The organism is Paenibacillus sp. LBL (assembly GCF_029893715.1).
Classification (GTDB): Bacteria; Bacillota; Bacilli; order Paenibacillales; family Paenibacillaceae; genus Paenibacillus_AQ; species Paenibacillus_AQ glucanolyticus.
This window is the reverse complement of record NZ_JARXYU010000021.1, coordinates 26,787-48,841: the sequence shown is the minus strand read 5'-3', so window position 1 is coordinate 48,841 and position 22,055 is coordinate 26,787. Positions and strand designations below refer to the sequence as shown.

20 protein-coding genes and 1 pseudogene are annotated in these 22,055 nt (G+C 40.4%); 18 read left to right on the top strand and 3 right to left on the bottom strand.

The genetic code is table 11. From position 1 onward, the window contains the following. Nucleotides 1–186 precede the first annotated feature (186 nt). From M2277_RS27870 to M2277_RS27845, 6 genes and pseudogenes are all read left to right on the top strand, one after another. Nucleotides 187–405: pseudogene (locus M2277_RS27870) on the top strand (sensor histidine kinase); the annotation flags it as partial. 164 nt (nucleotides 406–569) lie between these two features. Beyond that, on the top strand, nucleotides 570–2,771 hold the full coding sequence (locus M2277_RS27865; protein WP_051449136.1) for a spermidine synthase family protein: 2,202 nt from the start codon (nucleotides 570–572) through the stop codon (nucleotides 2,769–2,771). A gap of 115 nt (nucleotides 2,772–2,886) precedes the next feature. After that, complete coding sequence (locus M2277_RS27860) at nucleotides 2,887–3,600, top strand: cytochrome c biogenesis CcdA family protein (protein ID WP_036638535.1); 714 nt, start codon at nucleotides 2,887–2,889, stop codon at nucleotides 3,598–3,600. A gap of 15 nt (nucleotides 3,601–3,615) precedes the next feature. Next, nucleotides 3,616–4,128, top strand: coding sequence for a TlpA family protein disulfide reductase (locus tag M2277_RS27855; protein ID WP_036638536.1), 513 nt, complete (start codon nucleotides 3,616–3,618; stop codon nucleotides 4,126–4,128). A gap of 22 nt (nucleotides 4,129–4,150) precedes the next feature. After that, on the top strand, nucleotides 4,151–4,996 hold the full coding sequence (locus M2277_RS27850; protein ID WP_036638539.1) for a hypothetical protein: 846 nt from the start codon (nucleotides 4,151–4,153) through the stop codon (nucleotides 4,994–4,996). A 217-nt stretch (nucleotides 4,997–5,213) separates the two neighbouring features. Then, entirely contained in the window at nucleotides 5,214–6,401 is a 1,188-nt protein-coding gene (locus tag M2277_RS27845) for a D-alanyl-D-alanine carboxypeptidase family protein (protein ID WP_036638543.1), read from the top strand. 35 nt (nucleotides 6,402–6,436) lie between these two features. On the opposite strand, the gene spoIIP is transcribed toward M2277_RS27845, so the two are convergent. Next, entirely contained in the window at nucleotides 6,437–6,841 is a 405-nt protein-coding gene (spoIIP, locus tag M2277_RS27840; protein ID WP_081742731.1) for a stage II sporulation protein P, read from the bottom strand. Next, complete coding sequence (locus M2277_RS27835; RefSeq protein ID WP_076152822.1) at nucleotides 6,838–7,338, bottom strand: stage II sporulation protein P; 501 nt, start codon at nucleotides 7,336–7,338, stop codon at nucleotides 6,838–6,840. The genes spoIIP and M2277_RS27835 overlap by 4 nt, the downstream gene beginning before the upstream one ends. A gap of 253 nt (nucleotides 7,339–7,591) precedes the next feature. On the opposite strand from M2277_RS27835, the gene M2277_RS27830 reads away from it, so the two are divergent. From M2277_RS27830 to M2277_RS27815, 4 genes are all read left to right on the top strand, one after another. Beyond that, the gene (locus M2277_RS27830; protein ID WP_036638545.1) at nucleotides 7,592–9,043 is read left to right on the top strand and encodes a UDP-N-acetylmuramoyl-L-alanyl-D-glutamate--2,6-diaminopimelate ligase; all 1,452 of its coding nucleotides are present in this window, start codon (nucleotides 7,592–7,594) and stop codon (nucleotides 9,041–9,043) included. Between the two features lie 158 nt (nucleotides 9,044–9,201). Then, nucleotides 9,202–9,984, top strand: coding sequence for a flagellar motor protein MotB (locus tag M2277_RS27825; protein WP_036638547.1), 783 nt, complete (start codon nucleotides 9,202–9,204; stop codon nucleotides 9,982–9,984). 351 nt (nucleotides 9,985–10,335) lie between these two features. Then, a complete protein-coding gene (locus M2277_RS27820; RefSeq protein WP_036638549.1) occupies nucleotides 10,336–11,784 on the top strand; it encodes an MFS transporter in 1,449 nt (482 codons plus the stop codon). 144 nt (nucleotides 11,785–11,928) lie between these two features. Further along, complete coding sequence (locus tag M2277_RS27815) at nucleotides 11,929–12,504, top strand: YdhK family protein (protein WP_036638551.1); 576 nt, start codon at nucleotides 11,929–11,931, stop codon at nucleotides 12,502–12,504. A 760-nt stretch (nucleotides 12,505–13,264) separates the two neighbouring features. Here M2277_RS27815 and M2277_RS27810 read toward each other — a convergent pair. Continuing rightward, nucleotides 13,265–13,555 (bottom strand): hypothetical protein, encoded by a 291-nt coding sequence (locus M2277_RS27810; RefSeq protein WP_143767901.1) that lies wholly within the window; start codon nucleotides 13,553–13,555, stop codon nucleotides 13,265–13,267. Between the two features lie 143 nt (nucleotides 13,556–13,698). Between M2277_RS27810 and M2277_RS27805 the strand changes: the two genes are divergently transcribed. From M2277_RS27805 to M2277_RS27770, 8 genes are all read left to right on the top strand, one after another. Next, a complete protein-coding gene (locus M2277_RS27805) occupies nucleotides 13,699–13,929 on the top strand; it encodes an SHOCT domain-containing protein (protein ID WP_051449138.1) in 231 nt (76 codons plus the stop codon). Nucleotides 13,930–14,061: 132 nt separating this feature from the next. Further along, nucleotides 14,062–15,765: a multicopper oxidase family protein gene (locus M2277_RS27800; protein ID WP_063477387.1), complete on the top strand. Its 1,704-nt coding sequence runs from the start codon at nucleotides 14,062–14,064 to the stop codon at nucleotides 15,763–15,765. Nucleotides 15,766–15,911: 146 nt separating this feature from the next. Then, nucleotides 15,912–16,136, top strand: coding sequence for a DUF2933 domain-containing protein (locus tag M2277_RS27795; RefSeq protein ID WP_036638557.1), 225 nt, complete (start codon nucleotides 15,912–15,914; stop codon nucleotides 16,134–16,136). Nucleotides 16,137–16,515: 379 nt separating this feature from the next. After that, nucleotides 16,516–17,223: a response regulator transcription factor gene (locus M2277_RS27790; RefSeq protein ID WP_036638559.1), complete on the top strand. Its 708-nt coding sequence runs from the start codon at nucleotides 16,516–16,518 to the stop codon at nucleotides 17,221–17,223. Continuing rightward, complete coding sequence (locus M2277_RS27785; protein ID WP_036638562.1) at nucleotides 17,220–18,623, top strand: sensor histidine kinase; 1,404 nt, start codon at nucleotides 17,220–17,222, stop codon at nucleotides 18,621–18,623. Before M2277_RS27790 ends, M2277_RS27785 begins: the two co-directional genes overlap by 4 nt. Nucleotide 18,624: 1 nt before the next feature. After that, entirely contained in the window at nucleotides 18,625–18,831 is a 207-nt protein-coding gene (locus M2277_RS27780; protein ID WP_036638565.1) for a hypothetical protein, read from the top strand. 426 nt (nucleotides 18,832–19,257) lie between these two features. Next, entirely contained in the window at nucleotides 19,258–19,626 is a 369-nt protein-coding gene (locus M2277_RS27775; RefSeq protein ID WP_036638567.1) for an ArsR/SmtB family transcription factor, read from the top strand. A 1-nt stretch (nucleotide 19,627) separates the two neighbouring features. Continuing rightward, complete coding sequence (locus tag M2277_RS27770; RefSeq protein WP_143767902.1) at nucleotides 19,628–21,775, top strand: heavy metal translocating P-type ATPase; 2,148 nt, start codon at nucleotides 19,628–19,630, stop codon at nucleotides 21,773–21,775. The last annotated feature ends 280 nt before the right edge of the window (nucleotides 21,776–22,055 follow it).

Genomic DNA, 22,055 nt, shown 5'->3' with positions numbered 1-22,055 from the left:
AAACCCACAAAACTCCCAAACGATGTATTCCATCTGTAGGAGTTTGTGATTGTTCTATCTTCTACTCAGCTTTATTATCTACATTCGGATCGGAAGTGTAATTAGTTTGATAATCTGAATACTTATATTTCACCTCCGTTACCATGCCGGACGATGCGTGATGTTGGAATGGTTTGCATATCGATAGAGGATACAGGGCCAGGTATACCTGAAGATGAAATTCCTTGTTGGTTTGAGCGATTCTATCGTGTTGAAAAGTCCAGATCAAGGGAACATGGCGGGTCTGGACTCGGGCTCGCAATTGCCAAAAAAATAGTGGAGCTCCATAACGGCAAAATTCAAGTATTCAGTGAATATGGACAGGGCACAACATTTGAAGTTCATTTACAAAAATTCGAATCTTAAAAATAAAAAATGTAATTATTCATTAAGTGCCTATCGCTGACTGCGACAATGGCACTTTTTATTTTTAATATGTTAAATGATAAATGGACTAAGGCAGGTTTGAAATAAGAATGATGAGAGCAGACTGAATTACATATAAGAGATAAATTGGGAAGGGGATTTTCATGGTGATAAGGGATATTCAGAGGGATGCGATTCTAACATTCGCAGCTGCTTTCTCTTTCATCGTTTACGAAGTTTTTCTTTCTCGATTCTTTGCAGTTATCTCGGATAATAATTACGTGTTTTTAACCATTTCATTAGCTACGCTAGGTATTGGACTTGGTGGATTTATGGCCTATAAAACTGCCGGACGTGTTTACCAATTTCGCAATGTATGTCTCGGCTTGTTTGCACTTTTTCTAATCGTATCCGTCTTTGTCATGTATGTCTTTCCGTATCAAGGGATATGGTTTTATTCACCAGTCGCTCTGCTCCCTTTCTTTACTGGAGGTGCTTTACTCGCTGCCATTATGCAACAACATAAACAACAAATTCGCCTCATTTATTGTGCTGATTTGGCTGGCGCAGGGATTGGAGCCGTTTCATCCATCGTATTGATGAGTATATTCGATCCCATCACAACAATATCACTGTTAGCTGCCATATTGTTTGGAATAAGCGTTAGTATGGACTTTAATCGTTCGCGAACCCAGCGGAAATTCGTATATCTCTTGATTTTTACGCTTCTGCTTGTCAACACGGTCTTACCATTCTCACAATACATCCCCTTTCTGGCATTCGAAACGAGTCCATCAAATGTGTTCCAAGGAAACACGAAATCAAAAGTTATGTATACGGAATGGAATTCATTCTCTCGTACTGATGTATACGACGATGCAAACGGGGAGCTGTTATATATTACTATCGATGGGGGTGCTGTTTCTCCCATATCAAAATATACGGGGGACTTAGAGGAGGTAGACTATTTACGATCAACAACCAGTTTTCTTGCTTTTGAAGATATCTTAGATAAAAAACGGGCACTCATTATTGGAGCAGGCGGTGGCCAAGAGGTTTTAGCCGCCCAACTTGCAGGCTTTAAGGAAATTGAAGCGGTCGATATCAATCCTGGGAGCTTTCGAGCTGTACAGACAGTTTCTTCATTCTCGGGCGATGTATTTAATCAACCGGGGGTGAAAGCAATCGTTTCTGATGGAAGGAATTATATACGTCAAACACAAAATCAGTATGACTTGATCTATTTGTCCCTTGTAAAAAAAGAATCGGAGAATGGCTTAGGCCTTGCTTTGACTGAAAATTATATCTTCACAGAAGAAGCCATCCGAGAATATCTAAACAAGCTGAAGCCGGGGGGGAGGCTTGCATTTTTACTCCATGATGAGTCGGAGCTCATGAAGGTGTTGAACGCAGCAGAGGAATCACTACGATTTGAAGGGATTCATCATAATCAATTACAGAATCATCTGGCAGTGATTGGCACATATCAGCATCTTGGTCATGTCGTGTGGGGATTCAATGGGAGTCGTATTACCAGGCCGTTGGTGATTGTGACGAAAGCCCCCTTTACTTTAGAGTCCGCACAACATCTTAAAGTGGAAGCTGAAAAGAAACAACAGATACCTGTTCACATCCCAAAGATATATGATCGCTATGCTGATTTATATCGTACTTTTTCGATTTCACAAAACCAATTACTTTCTAATCGTGACGATATGCCCTACTTTTACAATAAGGCAAATGGGGTTCCTGTCCAACTTGTCATTCTTACGATAGGTACGATATTGATTACTTTAATATTAGCTGTAAGAACAAAGTACTCATTAGGTCGTACCGCGTACTTTTCTGGGTTGGGGATCGGATTTATTGTGATTGAAACAACACTTATACAGAGGTTAATCCTACCGTTAGGACATCCAACGTTATCTTTTGTATTGGTGCTTGGTGTATTGTTAGTTTCTGGTGGTGTTGGCAGCCTGTTTTTTGGTAAATGGTTTTCTTTCGACAAGAATAGATACACGCCTTTGTTGTGGATTTGTGTTTTAACATTGTGTGTGAATGGAGTTATATCATGGTATAACGAACAATCATTTTCTTTATCTTTAACCTATCGGGTTATAGCAGCGGGGCTAATACTCATCCCATTAGGTTTATTTATGGGTATGCCGTTTCCGTTTGGTTTGACGAAGACTCCTGAGCGGAAGATAGCATTAAGTTGGGCAATTAATGGTCTGATGACCGTCACTGGTTCGCTTCTTGCCACCATGATCTCTTTAACCCTAGGCTTTACTGCTGCTATGACGATAGGAGCTCTGTTATACGGGTTGTTATATATTTTGCAACCGAAATTAAATTTAAGTAAGTAATATAAAAAATTCCGCTATTAATTTTTCATTGGAATTGACATCGTCTATTCTTTGATACTACAATACGTAGTGTAAGTCTAATCACTACTTACTGTAGTTTAAGGAGAAAAGTAGCATGTTCAACGCTGATTTAACGGTCTGGATTGTTTTTGCAGCAGGATTTCTGTCATTTATCTCACCATGCTGCCTTCCGCTGTACCCCTCGTATTTATCTTATATAACAGGGGTATCCGTGAAAGATTTACAGGAAGGCAGAGGGGCTTTTCGAACAAGAACATTGTTTCATACTGTTTTTTTTATTTTTGGGTTTTCTATTATATTTTTCGCTCTAGGTCTGTCTGCTAGTTTCATAGGAAATCTGTTTACTGGTAATCAAGAGTTAATTCGCAAAATAGGCGGTGTGATGATTGTTGTGATGGGTTTGATGATGGTGGGGTTATTTAAACCTTCAATCCTAATGAAAGATTTGCGATTTGAATGGAATAAAAGGCCTGTCGGTTATCTGGGTTCCGTATTAGTCGGAGTTACATATGCGGCAGGGTGGACACCCTGTGTTGGCCCTATACTCACAGCGGTGTTAGCTTTAGGTTTTACCAATCCCTCTGAGGCGTTGATATATACCTTTTCTTACACTTTAGGCTTCGCTATTCCGTTTTTTATCATGGCCTTCTTCCTTGGGCGAACGAAATGGATCCTAAAACATTCTAATCGACTCATGAAAATCGGAGGAGCATTAATGGTGTTGACAGGTGTCTTGCTCTATACGGATCAAATGACAAAAATCACTATTTTTTTCATTGAATTATACGGTGGATTTACTGGTTTTTAAGGGGGCGAGTTTGTAGTGAAAAAACAATGGTGGATACTTTCGACAATTATTGTTCTCGCTATCATCGCTATTATACAATCGACGTCTGTAAGAACAGAAGAACTGCCCAAAACGGGTTATCAAGCCCCGAACTTTTCACTACAAGCACTTGATGGACAGACTTATTCACTCCAAAGTTTGAACGGCAAACCTGTCGTAATTAATTTTTGGGCTTCGTGGTGCGGCCCATGCAAAATTGAGGCACCTGAATTGGTACGGCTCTACGATAAATATAAAGCTCGTATAGAAATCTATGCGGTGAATGTAACAGCTAGTGATTCAATTGAAGGGGCTAAAGCTTTTGCACAAGATTTTGGTTTTCAGTTTCCCGTTCTGATTGATGAAAAAGGTGAAGTAGCTCAAAAATATGCGATTCGCCCCATACCAACTACGTTATTTGTCAATAGTGAAGGCATTATTATCGAACAGGTCATTGGTTTGGTTGATCCACAAACCATGGAATCCAAGTTTCGGCGGTTGTTACCTTAGGGCATAATAGGGGGATGATATTTTGCAGTTTGGCCCGTTTGTAATCAGGATAGATTGGTTGACAATAGCGGTGTCTGGATTCGCTGGATTTATAGCCATGCAATGGTTGTGTAAACGATACGGTAATCGAGATCAGCCAATACTAGACCCCGTTGCCAATGCTTTGTTATGGATATTGATCATATGGAAATTTAGCCCGCTGGTTAGTACACCATCATTGTTGAGTAACCATCCGCTTCTTTGGTTGACGATGCCCGGAACCATGATGGGATGGTGGGTCGGTTTGATAGTTGGTTCGATTTATTTATACCGTGCCTGGTATCGTCTTGAAGTTTCTTGGTGGTTAATTGGCGATTTGTTCACCTTTGGAGGGGGGGTTATGTATGTAACATACAGCATGCTTGCTTGGCAATACGGAAGTCTGACAACCCTTCCATGGGGAATTTCAATTCATAATCCTGAATTCCATTATCACCCAATCAACGTATACCGGTTAATCATTCTTTTACCGATGCTAGTCTGGATCTGGAAAAACGCTGGGCTTATTGGAAGCGGTAAGTGGCTAACAACTGCGTTAAAATTTCCCGTGATGGGTCTAATGATTGTGTCATTATTTGATTCAAAACCCAAATGGCTTATCCCGTTATCCTTCGAACAAATGGTGTATCTCATATTAATGTTGTTAGGAATTGGATTATCATTACGTAATGCTAGAAGAGATCAGACAAATCTATCGAGTGAAACGATTATAGAGGAGGGACAAAATGAAGTATCAGGGATATTACAATCTCATTCAAGAAATCTTGATATTGACCCGATCAGACCTAAAGATTCGAGGAAAGAAAAAGGGTCATTTTTATCAGATTAGACAAGATGCAATTGCATTCATTCATACAGATTGGTTTGATTCATTGTGTTATTCAGTGAATTTGGAGCCTGATGCGGTGCGTGTATCATTTCTTGATGATACCATTCAACACTCGAGAAAATATAGGGCAACTAACAATTTGTAGAGAAAATAACCATCCATAATTTATACACATTTTTAGAATGCATTATTGCCTTCAGAAAAGGATACGGCATCTATGAAAAAATTCTACAAGGCTTTTCTAATCCTATTCACTTTGCAGTTCAGTCTTCAGAATCTGACATTTGCAATGGAAGATAAGGATCACTTTTCACTCAATAGCGAGGCAGCTATATTGATTGACGGAACAACAGGTTCCATTTTGTTTCATAAAGAAAGTGATCGTTTGATGTATCCAGCAAGTATCACAAAAATTGTAACAGGAATCATTGCGATTGAAGAAGGGAATTTAGACGACATTGTAACCGTCAGCAAAGCGGCTAGATCTATCGATGGTACTAGGGTTTATTTACTTGAGGGTGAACGGGTTCCTCTGTTGAAGCTGGTACAAGGGCTTCTTATTAATTCAGGTAATGATGCGGCTACAGCGGTTGCGGAGTACTTTGATGAAAGTGAAGCCCAGTTTGCTGAACGAATGAATGAATTTGTGAGTGAAACGATTGGTGTTAAAAACACGACCTTTCAGAACCCGCACGGGCTATTTGATCAAAAGCACCAAACAACCGCTTATGATATGGCAAGGATTACACAATATGCAATGAAAAATCCTTTGTTTCGATCCATAGTAAGTACAAAGGAAATGGAATGGGTTGGAGAAGGTTGGGAAACGACTCTCTATAATCATAACAAGCTTCTTTGGCGTTACGAGGGAACGACGGGTGTGAAAAATGGATTCGTAGATCAATCCGGCTATACATTGGTTGCTTCTGCAAAGAGAGGAAGCTCAGAATGGATCGCTGTAACGTTAAAATCGGATTCATCAGAACTAGCTTATAGTGATATGGTAAATTTATTTGATTATGGATTCGAACATTATGAAACCTACTCGATCTCGGTAGATGCAACATCCTTCCAAAGTTATAAAGATCGGTTTGTAATCCCCAAGACATTGGTGTTTACAGGCACAAAAGACATAGATTTTAAAGTTGAGATCGATCAATCTGACGGTCAGATCGTTGTTATTGATTCAGCTGGGCAAATTATATATAAGGAAAAATTGGTACCTATCGTTCAAAGCCTTCAAAAAACTACAACAACAACCGATCAAGTTATAAAAACAGAAAGTGAGTCCTATCGTACATCAATACCTAAAATCATTATCTTGGCAGTAACCACGTTGTTCACGCTACTGCTTATTAGAAAACAATGGATAAAGAAAAAGCGACGATATTTGAGTAATGATTGAAAAATCGAATATTTTCGCTTAATTCGTTGATCAAATCATGTATTAATTAAATCGTTATCTTCTAACCAGATCTCCTGAATAACTTCAGCTAGTACAGTTATGGTACGATAACTTTCTTCAAGATTATTTTCGACTCCTCCGATCTCTATAAGTGCACTATTGGTCGATAGGGCTTGGTTGTAATCACCATCTCCACTGGCGGAGTCTTTTGTATATATTCCTTTTGAAAGATCAGGTACTTTATCATTTAGTCCCTTTTGAATGCGTTCATCGAATTTCATATTCTTTTCCCAATTCGGATTATTTGTTCCAACAACAAAATACACTTGAGCATAATTCAAGTTATTATGTTGAACGGTGGTTTTATCTCGTCCCTGTGAGTCACGATGGATATCAATCAGATACTCAATATTATCATGCATGGTACGTTCCTGTTTTATTGTATTCTTTGAATAGGTGTAGGAATAGGCATAATTAAAACTGTCGACAAATGAAGGATAATCTTTTTTGAATGAAAAACAGGGATGTCATACGATTTCATTTTTTTTATTAGATAATCACCTAATAAGGTAACATTTGTTTTAGAGTCAAAGGCTTCATTTGCTGTTTGGACATTGCTTAATTCGGGTAACCATGATTCACGATTGTGCGAATGATAGATGAGGATTTGAGGCATAGAACGTTTGGCTTTTACTTTTTTCTTTAAAGGATTCGTTTGTGCCTCGGTTGATGTTTTTTCTTTATTTTTTAATGGTGCCGGTTGTTTTGATTTGTGCTTTGAAGATTCTGTTGTTAAGGGGGAACCTAGAGAGGTTACTTTAACAAATTGTACCGGTTGGGGATCCGATTTCGTTATTATTTGAGGTGAAGCGAATTTCGTGTGATATATGTGAACTCCTATCGTTGTATAGAAAGTTAACGAAAAAAACCAATCCAAATACTTTGATATATTTGCGTTTATTACTCATGAATTATCCCTCCTGGATCTCTCTGAATCTAGCGTTCATTTACTAGTAGATTATGAGTGGAGTAGGAGAAGTAGAACCAATAGATAGAATTAGTGATAAGAATAACATCGATAATTAGGGTAAGAATTCCTATAAGATTGAAAAAGGCACACTTAAAACACTACAATTTGTAGTTTGTGTGGATCAATCAAATTTGATAACTAACATGCCAAAGGAGCTCACATGAATCTACACACAGCTTTGAAACCATTTGTGCAGGATTATACGACAATGGCAAACATGAACATTACAGGTGTTCAATTTCATTCGGGTAAGATACAACAGGGGGATGTATTTGTGGCCATCAACGGGACCAAAGAAGATGGTCATCATTATATCCAAAGTGCGATAAAGGCGGGTGCTTCAGCCGTTGTTGGTGAATATGAAATAACGGACTTACCTGTTCCATATTATCGTGTTTCAAATACACGGAGGGCCTTAGCTGCTCTTGTTGGTCACTTATACGATTTCCCTTCTCAGCATCATGTAATGATCGGTATTACAGGTACAAACGGCAAAACCACCACTGCCCATATGCTTAAGCATATATTGGAATTTGCTGGCGTTACATGTACGCTCTTAGGCACTGTATTTCAAGAAATTAATGGACAAAAGGTGATATCGACACAAACAACACCAGATTCACTACAACTGAATAAATGGTTGAATCAAAGCGATGACCAAGTGGTCATCATGGAAGTATCTTCACATGGAATTGATCAGGAGCGTATAGCCTTCATCGAATATGATTATGCGGTATTTACGAACCTTAGTCATGATCACTTAGACTATCATAAGACTCTTGAAGATTACTTTGGAACTAAAGCTCGTTTATTTACTCAAATAAAGCAGAGCGGAGAATCCATTATATCGAGTCACAATGATTGGGGTAAAAGGCTTATTGATCTTCTGGCTACTCAAAAAATGAGAGTACATACCTTTGGAAAAAGTGGTAACGACGATGTGCAGCTCACTAATATTGAATCAGAATTCCCTTTGACGTTTGAATTGAAACAAAGAGGTACGCACTATAGACTGGTTTTACCCATCCCAGGAATATACAATGCTTGGAACGCCGTAGCTGCTTGGTTAACAGCAAGTCGAATGGGGGTCGAGCCTGAAGTCATACAAAAGGCACTCTGTACATTCGCTGGTGTTCCTGGGCGCTTTGAAATTTTTAAACATCCTTCAGGGGCAGAACTTATAGTTGACTATGCCCACACTCCTGACGGATTTCTCCAATTCCTCAGAACGATACATTCGCGTACAAATAACAGAGTCATTCACATTTTCGGTTTTCGAGGGAATGGAGATCCAACAAAAAGAAAGGAGATGATCCGGATTTCTGTTGAAAACAACGATATGATTGTTTTAACTCTAGATGATTTAAAGGGTGCAAATAAAAAAGAAATGTTGATGGAAATGAGAAGTTTAGTTAGTAATTACGGGAAAAGTAAATGCTTAATCATTGACGATCGTACGGAGGCGATCGAATATGTTTGGAAAAAAGCCAAGAAAGATGATGTTGTTATAATTACCGGTAAGGGGCGAGAGTGTTATGAACAAAGATTCGCAATACCAAGTAAATCTGATATTGAAACGATTGAATATTTGTTAAAATCCACTGCCCCCTGATGATTCTATATAAATGCCATAGAACTATGAAAATACGGGGAATTTGAACTCAATAGCACTATAATTCATAGTGTTATTGAGTTTTGTGTTGTCATAACCCGCTAATCTTACTATGTAATTTCATAGCTAATACCAATTTGTAGATGGGAGGAACAAACTTGATTAAAAAAAAACGCTATAATGAACACGAGGAACATGTTAATGAAGGTTGGTTGATTCCTTATGCCGATTTGTTAACCTTGTTGCTAGCACTATTTATTGTGTTGTATGCAATGAGTTCAATAGATGCGAAGAAATATGAAGAGATGAGTAAAGCATTCAGTACATATTTTAGTTCTGGTTCGGGGGTATTGTCACAGTCTGGAATTATAGAATCTGATATGAGAATGGATAGTACAGTAAACGTTAAGCAAACTATCGATAGAAGTATTACCAAGCAAATAAACACATTAGTCAATTTAGAGCAGATAGATCTTGAAAAGATACAGAAGAAGATCGATTCATTCATACAAACAAGTGGTTTTGAAACTAAGATTCGAACGAGTTTGACTAAAACGGAATTAACTATAATGATTAGTGATACTACATTGTATAATTCTGGTGAATCTGTTATAAAACCTGAATCACGGGCCATTGTTATGGCTATATCCATGATTTTAGAAGAAACTGAAGATTATAATATAATCGTCGCAGGACATACCGATAATGTGCCGATTAGTAATAGCGAATTTGATTCAAATTGGGAATTAAGTCAGAAGCGAGCGCTTCGATTCATGGATATTTTGCTTCAAAATAATAAAATGGATCCGGAAAGATTTCAGATTGTTGGCTTTGGAGAATTTCGTCCAAAAACCACAAACACTACCTCTGAGGGGAGGGCAATGAATCGGCGTGTGGAGGTATCCCTTGTACGAAGATTCGTTATAGATAAACAACTTTAATTTCTATTGATCAAAGAAGGCTAGAATGGCCTTATGTTTTAAATAATGGTACCGTAAAAAAATTCATTTAGACCAAAGCTAAATCTATAACACTAATTTAAACGCTCAAGATATTAAAAATCTGAGCGTTTTTGTTATTTGCTGTGAAACCGTTTGATTATGAGCAGGGAATCAAAGTCAAATAAAAAATAAAAATATGTTGACAATATAGGGTAGGGGGCTATACTATAAAAGCAGTCAATCTCCGGTAAATTATGGCATATAATTAACTTCACTTTTTGACGGCCGTCGAAAGCGTTAATTTTGGATTGATGAAATCCGGAGATATGTAGCTAAAGGAGGATAAAACAAATGTCTAAACAAGGACAGAGTCTTTCGCAAGCAGATCCAAGACGATGGATGGCACTAGCATTATTATGTCTTGCGAATTTTATGGTGATTATGGATACTTCGATTATCGGAGTTGCGTTACCGGCAATTCAAGAAGCGCTAGGATATACACAGGAAAGTTTACAGTGGGTATTTAATGCCTATGTAATATTCTTCGGAGGGTTATTACTACTAGGTGGTCGTTTATCCGACCTCTTTGGACAAAGACGCATGTTCATGTGGGGATTTTTGATTCTTACATTAGCATCTTTACTTGCGGGCTTTGCTTGGAACGATGATTCACTAAACATCGGTCGTGCACTGCAAGGATTCGGTTCCGCGTTAATAGCACCTTCGGCTCTCACCATTGTGATGATGCTTTTTAGCGGTAATCCTAAGGAATTGGGCAAGGCACTGGGCTTCTGGGGAGCTTCCGCAGCTGCTGGAGGATCCGCTGGTGTATTTTTGGGTGGTGTTATTACAGAGTGGCTGAGTTGGCAATGGACATTTCTAATTAACGTACCAGTTGGTATCCTTGCATTAATTTTATCTCCCGGTCTTCTAGCGAAAGGTACACGAAGAAAAGGAAGTATTGACATTGCAGGCTCCATCTCTGTAACAGCATCTTTGGTTCTGATCGTGTATGGAATTGTAACTGCAGAACATAATGGATGGGGTGCACCAATCACCATATGGACCCTTATCGCTGGGCTGATATTGTTCGTTCTTTTTCTAATCATTCAGTTAAACAAAAAGGAACCACTGGTTCCGCTTGGAATCTTTAAAGCACCAAACCTGGCTGCTGGCAATATTGCGCTTATCATGCTGTCAGGTGGTTGGATTCCATTATGGTACTTCCTGAACTTGTACATGCAGCAAATATTAAAGTTTTCCGCTTTCGCGGGTGGGGTTGGACTGCTTCCGATGACCATTTTGATTGCCATCTTCATGATCGTTATTACAGGCAAGTTGATTGGGAAATTTGGTATAAAAGCAAACATTGTGATTGGGTTGACGGCCCTTGGCGGTTCGATGCTCATGTTCTCAAGTAATACGCCTGTAGACGGCAGTTTCCTTATCAATGTACTTCCAGCTTCGCTTTTGGGTGCTCTCGGGATGTCTCTAGCCTACATTCCTTCTATGATGGCCGCGATGTCGGGAGCGAAGCCAGAAGAAGCCGGTCTTGCATCCGGCCTAGCGAATACAAGCTATCAGATAGGTTCTGCTATTAGCCTAGCAATCATGGTTGCCATTGCCGCATCAGCTACTTCTTCCACGACGGGTGCCAACCCTGTAGAAGCACTAAATGATGGTTTTCAACAAGCATTCTTTTGGTCAGGTATGGTTGCTTTTGCGGGTGCGATATTAGCTTTGATGTTTATCCGCTCGCCTAAACAGGCGGATTCGTCGAACGTACCGAAAGCTATGTAATTGTTGCTCTAACTGATCTCGATAATGAATATATTTTTTACAGAGAGGGTAAACCAATAATAATGTCACTGTTAAGGTTAAGGATATATTTTCAATGACTTTGTACTAAACAGGGCAAAATTCTTTACATGAAGGGAGTTAATTATGTTGAAGAAGAGAATTAGACCAATGGCTGTATTATTAATATTCATGTCCCTTTTATTAGTATTGGGGGCCTGCGGCAACGCTAATAATAATGACCCCGAAAGTCCAGATAATGCGGGGGAAATGGATCATGGTAACATGGAACACACTGGCTCTGGAGAAGTGCCTAAAGGTTTGAAAGAAGCAAAGAATCCAACCTATGGAATCGGAACACAAGCGATTATTGAATCAGATCACATGGCTGGTATGAAAGGGGCAACGGCAAAGATTGTGGGAGCATATGATACCACGGTGTACACTATTTCTTATACACCAACGAATGGTGGTGAAGTAGTGAAGAATCACAAATGGGTCATCCATGAAGAATTACAAAATGCAGGCGAGGCTCCATTAAAACCAGGAACTGAAGTGGTTGTAAATGCAGATCATATGGAGGGTATGAAAGGAGCAACGGCTGAAATTGATTCGGCTGAGAAAACGACAGTATATATGGTGGATTTCACTCCTACTACCGGTGGAGAAGAAGTTAAAAATCATCAATGGGTAACAGAAAGTGAGCTATCCCCTGTTAAATAATGTTAAACATAAGGAGAGCTTAATCATAATTGATTGAGCTCTCTTTTATTGCTGATTTTATTTCGATGATTTATTTCTTTCTCGATATTCGAAAGTGATATAGAGGGTTCCTTAGTACAGGTCATTCAAACATATCTTTTATGCCTAATTTTAACTACTAGTTCTCCGCCGAAGGACACTTAAGATGATAAGTAAGAGCGCAATAATTCCAATAAATGCGGACAAAATGCATCTACCTCCTACAATAATCCATATTTCAAAGACTTCTCCTTTTAAAGATGAAGCATTTGAACGAATCAAGGATAATAATTCATATGATTACTTTTCATTTCAGTTAACACTACGGTATGTCAATGTAGCATATTCTGCTCTTTCTTGAATGTGCGGAAAATCAGCAAAATCAAGTTGGGGTGGAACATACGCCATGCCCACTATGGGTGAACTGCTGCTTTTTCTGCCGTGGCTGTTCACGGTGTCATTGCTAAAGAGGTATACATAATGGATGAAGAGAACGATCCTCGCCTATGTTTGAAGAATATGTCGGAGGACAAGAACATATATGGATATGAAGTCGCGGAAGTGGCTTTTTTGTGGGGCTCGTCACTTACAGTCAAAGCAGCAAAAATCCGGGGCTAATTAAAATTAGTCCCGGAAAGGGTTGAGGGCTGCGGGTCGGTGAGTAGTGTCATACCATTTATCATTAAGGCGTAAGATACAGTCAAAGAGACGCGTTCTAGGTATATCCTTCTGAATCCTTTCGTTAAGATTTACCTTTCATCATTTCTTCCATTCGTCTACATCTTTCTTCAATACTGTCTACGGTACGTTTAATTTCATTTGTCGTCATCATATGCTGCTTCATCATGTTCATCATTTCCTTCATAGGTTCAGACATCATCATATTTTCTGCTGCCATCATCTCCTGACGCATGGGTGGTACGGATCGAGACGGCGGATAATACCAGGTATTGGGATACACATAATACACTTTTCTGATCTCTCCTTTTTTGATTTCTTCACCATTGTATGACCACGACAAGGCAAATGCCATTGATGAAAAAGCCCAATCTAGGAAAAACCATTCATGTAAAAAAATTCAGTGCCTCCCTGGAGTAAGGACATTGATGGGGCTTTTGTGGAAATACTGAACTTTGTAAACCATGCAAGGAAATTTTTTTCGAGGTGAAAAATAACATGATGATAAATATGAATAACTCGTTCATGATGATGTGTATGTTGCTCATGTTTTTAGGTGTGCTTATACTGATTGTTGCAGTAGGCGTGGCGGTTTATTGGGTAGTTGCTTCACTGACAAGAAATAACAGGACGAAGAACTACCCCATAATGATCCTAGCGGAGCGGTATGCAAAAGGTGAAATCACGGAAGAAGAATTTAAACAACGAAAAACGATCATCGAAGAGTAGACATCAACAGACCAGCTGATAAACCATCCAGCTGGTCTTTTCATTATTTCTAATTTCAAAAAGTTTTTCTTCATAAATTCAACACAAATTTTAGATATATTGATGAAGAGAAAAATCAAAAGGAGGTTCATGATGAAGGGTAAACTAAAATTATTCCTCGCTGTTGGTGCAATTAGTGTCATCGTGGCGGGTTGTGCAAATGCAAATAGTCAAAATGGGATGAAAGGTACAGATCAACCCAAGATGAACATGGGGGATTCTCAACAAAATACGAGTCAAAACAAAGAGCAGTCAGGGGACATGAAATTGACGCAAGCGACTCCTGTTGCAGATGGGAAGGAATTTACGATTACCGCACAAGCGAGCAACTTGAAAGTATCGGATGATGTGACCTTGCCTGTTTGGACGTTTAACAATTCGGTACCTGGCCCACAGATTCGTGTGAAGGTTGGGGACACCGTAAAAGTTAAATTGAAGAATGAATTGGAGGAGCCTGTTTCAATACACTGGCATGGCTACCCGGTTCCAAATAATATGGACGGTATTCCAGGCGTAACGCAAGATGCAGTGGCTGCAGGTAAGGAATTCACATATGAATTTAAAGCAACGGTCCCAGGAACCTACTGGTATCATTCGCACCAAGATAGCGTAAATCAGCTGGATAAGGGCTTGTATGGTACGTTAATCGTGGAAGATCCCAGCGAGAGTTATGACCGTGATTATACGATTGTACTCGATGAATGGATGAGCTCAGGTGAGATGGATATGAGCAACAACGAAGACATGGAAGGTATGGATCATAGCCAAATGGATATGGGCGATACGAGCAACAATGAAGACATGCAGGGAATGGATCACAGTCAGATGGATATGGGCAATACGAGCAACAATGAAGACATGGAGGGGATGGATCACAGCCAAATGGACATGGGCGATACCAGCAACATGACAGAGATGGCTGGGCATGATATGAGCATGTATGATGTGTATACCATGAATGGGAAAACAGGTGATGCAATCGACAAGCTCACCGTAAAGAAAGGGGATAAAGTCCGTATTCGATTGGTCAATGCGGGTTACATTACGCACACGATACATTTACATGGGCATGAGTTCAAAGTCATTGCATCTGATGGACAGCCTGTTAATAGTCCAGCCGTGATCACCGATCAAGGCATTGCAATCGCGCCTGGCGAACGCTATGATCTCGAATTTACTGCTAATAACCCAGGATCATGGCTATTAGAAGAACATGGAAAAGAGGACCGCGTGAAGAACATGCGTGCAGTCATTGAGTATGAAGGAGTACCCGACAGACCCGACGCTTCGAACGCAAACGAAGAGCTGCCGACCTTTGATCTAACCAAATACGGTCAGCAAGCAAGAACCAATTTTTCTTTGGATCAGAAATTTGATCAAGACGTGAAGCTAGATCTGAACACGGAAATGAAAGCCGGAGAAATGGTTTACACCATTAATGGAAAGCTATTTCCTGATACCGATCCAATTAAAGTAGATAAAGGGGATAAGGTGAAAGTAACCTTCGTGAATAACTCGAAGACCGATGATCATCCGATGCACTTGCACGGGCACTTCTTCCAAGTGTTAAGCAAGAACGGAAAACCGCTCGAAGGAACACCAGTTATCAAAGACACGCTGAATGTAAAGCCTGGCGAAGAATATGTGGTCGCATTTGAAGCCGATAATCCTGGGGATTGGATGTTCCACTGCCATGATCTGCATCATGCGTCCGCAGGTATGGTTACGGACGTCATGTACAATGGATACAATAGCAATTACACACCTGACCCTACCGTAGGAAATAAGCCTGAATAATCAATAAAACTCCTGCATCGATCAGCCGTTGTAGGAGTTTTTTTTGATTTGATTCATGGTCACATCAATCCTCCATCATTTCAACACGATTTCCACACATTCTTCTTCTACAATAGAGTTACATCACCAGATAGGAGGAGTTAGAGATGGACTGGACATGGTTATTGGTATTGGTTTGCCCGATCATGATGATCTTGATGATGTTGGGTATGCGTGGTGGTCACGGTAACGGGCATGAAAAACAAGGACATGGGACGAGTGAAGAAACTCAAAGAATGCAGAAAGAACTGGACGAGTTAAAGGCCCAAAACGAAAAAATGCGAAATGATCTTCAGAATGTAACCAAGTCATACCATTTAAAGGAGGAATGAATGTTGAGTTGTTGTGGAGGGCATCATCAAGAAAACAGCCATCAGTCTCAATCTTCTTATCATGCTTCAAAGTGGCATCATTGGATCATGACATTATGCTGCGCGTTGCCGATTGTAGTCGTCGTTCTCATGGTCTTGATTCGTGCCTTTCAAGGAGAACCAACCAATAATATTCTAATAGGCATCTTACTGATATGCCCATTATTCCATATGATTTTCATGCCATTGATGAACAAGATTCATCACAGGAGAACATCCAAAGAATGAATCAATTGCCTTTGCTTCAGCAGAATGCTGACAAAGTTTCTTTATCTTGCATTTGACGCTATGAATCGTTTACATTTTGGGTAGGATTTACACATTGAAGAAGGTGGATACAATGTCAAAGATTCATGTACTTGTGGTCGATGATGAGTGGAACATGCGGAATCTACTTCGCCTATATCTTGTGAAAGAGGGATTTGTGGTGAAGGAAGCTTCCACTGGCTATGAGGCGCTGTCGATGCTTAAGCAGCACTCTTTTGACCTTCTAATCTTGGATGTGATGATGCCTGGAATGGATGGTTGGCAGGTGTGCAAAACCGTTCGAGAAACGGAGATAATTCCCATCCTCATGCTCACCGCGCGTACGGAGACAAAGGATAAAGTTCATGGGCTCGGTATTGGAGCGGATGATTATTTAACCAAGCCATTCGAACCCGAGGAATTGGTAGCCCGGGTATTTTCGCTGCTAAGACGATCTATGATCAATCAAGCCCAAAAACCTCAAGATACGACGTTGGTTTTTAATAACCTCAAAATCAACGCAGATGCTCGAGAAGTTTACATTCATGAAGAAAGCATTGATTTTACGCCCAAAGAATTTGATTTACTTCACTTTCTTGCTGAGCATAGTCAACGTACATTTTCGCGTGATGACTTGGTTGAACGATTATGGGGGTATGAGTATACGGGAGACGCTCGAGTCGTCGATACCCACGTCAAAAATATTCGAGAGAAGATGAATCGTGCAGGACTTGGATACGAGGCAATTCACACGGTTTGGGGAGTAGGCTATAAGTTTATTGCGCAGGGAGAAGAAAGATGAGAAGTAATCGAATTGGGATGAAACTGGGGCTGATCATAGCTGCGATTTTTTTTATTGTTCTCCTCTTCCTTGGTGTCAGTCTATATCAAATGTTTTCAAGCTTTTACCATTCAGAAATGAAAACAGAGATCACGGAAATGACTTCTCATGTCTCGACCATGGCCGAGACCACAGAAGCATCTTCGGAAGAAATGATGCTGACTTTCGCCGATTTTTCGAATGTCAGCATGTTTTATATTAATGCAGCAGGAGACATTACTTTTCATACAGGGGAACATAATCCCGCCGATCGTACATTTATTCGTAAAGAGGATTTGAAGCAAATCTTCTCAGGAAACGCGATCAACTTAGAGCATGAAGATCCATTAGGCCATCGCTATATGGTGATTGGTCAACCGATCTATAAAGATCATCAGATTACCTCAGCTATTTATGTGATGGCTTCTATGCAAAGCATGGATAAGTCGCTTACAGCCATACGTAATTTGTTGATTCTATCCGGAGTAGGTGCATTTTTGCTTGCAATGGGCATTACATGGATTATGGCATTGCTTTTCTCACGACCACTCATTATGATGCAAAAAGCGACGAAAAAAATCGCCGTCGGCGAGTTAGAAACCCGGTTGGACATCCATAGCAAAGATGAAATCGGCGATTTGGCGGCAGCAATTAATAATTTGGCCGCAGATCTTCAGCGATACCGGGATACACGACAGGAGTTCTTTGCGAATATTTCACATGAGCTTCGAACACCGATCACCTATTTGGAGGGATATGCCAAGGTTGTAAAGAACCATATGTATGAGACGGAGGAAGAGAAAGACCGTTATTTAGATATTATTTATCAAGAAGGAGTTCGAATCCAGCATTTGGTGGATGATCTATTTGAGCTTGCCAAAATGGAAGAAGGAAAGATCAGTCTATCCATGGAATGGATTGATTTGAGGTATGTTATCCATCAGTCAGTCCAAAAGGTATCGTTAAAAGCAAAGGAAAAAGGGTTGGAGTTGGTTGTCCATCCCACCAAGTCTGTTCCATTCATTCGAGGAGATGGCATGCGTTTAGAGCAAATTGCCCTCAATCTTTTGGAGAACGCTATACGATATACCGATGAAGGGCGTATTGATGTATATCTTCACCATTCATCTACCATGCTGACACTATCCATTCAAGACACGGGGATCGGAATTCCTGACGACGAGCTCCCCTATATCTTCGACCGTTTCTATCGTGTCGAGAAGTCCAGATCACGGCAAACGGGCGGGACAGGGCTCGGTTTGTCGATTGTCAAAAAATTAGTGAAGCTGCAAGGAGGTTCAATCCATGTTACCAGCAGGGTTGGGAAAGGCACCTGTGTTAGCGTTCAATTCGTCCTTCCGATGATGCAGGAGGATCAATAAGATGAAGAAAACAGATTGGTTTATTGCTTTATTTTTCATGGCACTCGGGTTGATGTGTTTAATGTTTTCGGCCTCATATTACCGAATGGGTTCGTTTATAAGTGAGGTTGGCATATTCAGATTGGCATGCATTGGAATGGCGGTTGTAGGTGCGGCCATCTATCTTATCTATCGCTTGATTCGTTTCAAACAAGGAAAAGGCAAGTAAAGGGTGACTTCCATAGGGAGTCACTTTTTTTACACAGCGTGCCCAGCATCTTCTAGCCGGTGAAAGTCCGATCACGGGAGGGGCCAAGCCCCCGTGAGCTAAGATACCTGCGTATGGCGAAATCTGTGCGTAGAAGCGTATTGACGAAAGTACCTGTCGGAGACAGGGCGAGCAACATACCAGGCCGTAACATAAAGTGAATCCTGCGCGTCGTCAAAAAGACCTCGCAAGAGGGAATAGAGAAGCCGAAACTTGTTGCGTATGGATGAAGGCAACGGAAGCTGCTTGGAACTTTTGAACGGCAGCGAAGAATCCTCTGGTGTAAGGGGATCGGCAAGGTATGGTAGCCTTTTAAGGTTTTCTTTGACAATTTAAGAACTCGGCATTATTATAATAATCAAATAATCATTTGATTGAGGTGATTCAATGGAAGTTAGAGATACATGCGATATTTTTTGTTATGACGAGCATAAGGTCAATCGAGTGAAGGCAAAGCTAAGCACACATGATTTTCAAGATATGGCTCAAGTATTCAAGGTCTTAGCAGATCCAACGAGGCTGAAGGTGGCTTATGCACTTTGTGATGAGGATGAGTTATGCGTTTGTGATGTTGCAAATATTATTGGTTCTACTATGGCAACGGCTTCCCATCACTTACGGCTGCTGCGGAACATGGGGATTACGAAATATCGTAAAGAAGGAAAACTTGTTTTTTATTCAATGGAGGATGCCCAATTGAAACAAATCATCCGTATCGCGATTGAGCATCAGAAGGAGGCTATTGGAGTTGAGTAACATGGCTGAATCAACAGATAAAAAAAATGTATACCGTGTAGAAGGCTTTACATGTGCGAATTGTGCAGGGAAGTTTGAGAATAATGTGAAACAGCTCCCGGGAGTACAAGATGCCAAGGTGAATTTTGGTGCATCTAAAATTTCCGTGTATGGTGACACAACGATCGAAGAACTTGAGAAGGCCGGTGCCTTTGAGAATCTTAAGGTTGCCCCAGAAAAGGCTCAAAGGGAAGCGATAGGAGACTCTAACAAAGAAGAAAAGGAACCATTTTATAAAAAGCATAGCACGTTATTAAATGCGGCTTTACTGATCGTTTTCGGATACCTTTCCTTAATTGTAAACGGAGAGGAAAACCTGATTACCTCCTTGCTCTTTGCAGCCTCTATCGTGATTGGCGGATTTTCGCTCTTTAAAGTTGGTTTTAAAAACTTGATGCGTTTTGAGTTTGATATGAAAACCCTTATGACGGTTGCTATTATTGGTGCCGCAGTAATCGGGGAATGGGCGGAAGGTGCAATTGTAGTCATTCTCTTTGCAATAAGTGAAGCTCTTGAACGATTCTCGATGGATCGCGCAAGACAATCCATTCGTTCTCTAATGGATATTGCACCAAAAGAAGCCCTGGTGAGACGCAATGGGCAGGAGATGATGATACATGTGGATGACATCGCACTAGGCGATATCATGATCGTCAAGCCTGGACAAAAGATAGCCATGGATGGTGTTGTTGTTAGTGGCTATTCAGCAGTAAACCAGGCAGCAATTACAGGTGAGTCAGTCCCCGTAGAGAAAAAAGTAGATGATGACGTATTTGCCGGTACATTAAATGAAGAAGGTTTGCTTGAAGTTAAAGTAACCAAACTTGTTGATGACACAACGATTGCAAAGATCATCCACTTAGTTGAGGAAGCACAGGGTGAACGTGCGCCATCGCAAGCCTTTGTTGATAAATTTGCGAAATACTATACCCCAATCATTATGATTGTGGCAGCATTGGTCGCTGTGATCCCACCATTGCTCTTTGGTGGAGATTGGACAACATGGATCTACCAAGGCTTATCCGTACTTGTTGTTGGTTGCCCTTGTGCCCTGGTTATTTCCACACCGATTTCTATTGTGTCGGCCATTGGGAATGCTGCGAAAAAGGGCGTTCTCATCAAAGGCGGCGTATATCTGGAGGAAATGGGTGCTTTAAAAGCCATTGCCTTTGATAAAACCGGCACGCTCACCAAAGGTGTTCCTGTTGTTACGGATTTTAATGTATTGAATAAAGCTGCCAATGAAAAAGAATTACTCTCCATTATTACTGCCTTGGAGTATCGTTCTCAACATCCTCTTGCCTCTGCGATTATGCGAAAGGCAGAAGAATCCAGTATTTCTTATTCGGACATTACGGTTGAGGATTTCTCATCAATAACAGGCAAGGGGATTAAGGGTAGTGTTAACGGAACGACATATTATATTGGAAATCCAAAACTCTTTAAGGAATTGCCAACGGTTCAGTTCACTCCTGACCAAGAGCAGTTGGTTTCGTCCCTCCAAAACCAAGGGAAAACGGCCATGATTGTTGGTACAGAAAAGGATATCCTTGCTGTGATTGCAGTAGCAGATGAAGTTCGCGATTCCAGTATGGGCGTTATTCAAAAATTACATCAACTTGGCATTAAAAAAACCATTATGCTTACGGGTGATAATAAAGGTACGGCTACAGCTATCGCTGGATCTGTCGGCGTGTCGGATGTACAGGCCGAGCTATTGCCTCAGGATAAATTAGATTACATTAAACAATTGAGATCCGAATACGGAAATGTAGCCATGGTTGGGGACGGTATTAATGACGCTCCTGCACTTGCTGCTTCAACAGTTGGGATTGCCATGGGCGGAGCTGGGACGGATACAGCGCTCGAAACTGCAGACGTGGCTTTGATGGGGGATGACCTGAGAAAACTGCCTTTCGCAATTAAACTAAGCCGAAATGCACTATCGATAATCAAACAAAACATCACGTTTGCATTAGTGATCAAGCTCATCGCTTTGCTGCTGGTTATACCCGGTTGGTTAACGCTATGGATTGCCATACTTTCAGACATGGGGGCTACTCTCCTCGTTGCATTGAATGGATTACGACTCATGCGTGTGAAAGAATAACTCACAGTAACAATTCAACGTGTAATTTAGGAAGATCTCTTGATTCTTCGCTCTACATTTTTTGGGTGCGAGATTCTTCTCCATACGAAGTCATATTGCAGGTTTTATTCATTTTAAAAGACACACATTGGATATGTGTGTCTTTTCGTTTGGGACAAGACAATCCGATCAGGAAATAATCCATTTTTGTGCAGAAAACAATCAAACGAACATTTGACTAATAGAAAATAATGGTGTATTATAATCTCACATTCAAACAATTGTTTGATTATTAATTCTC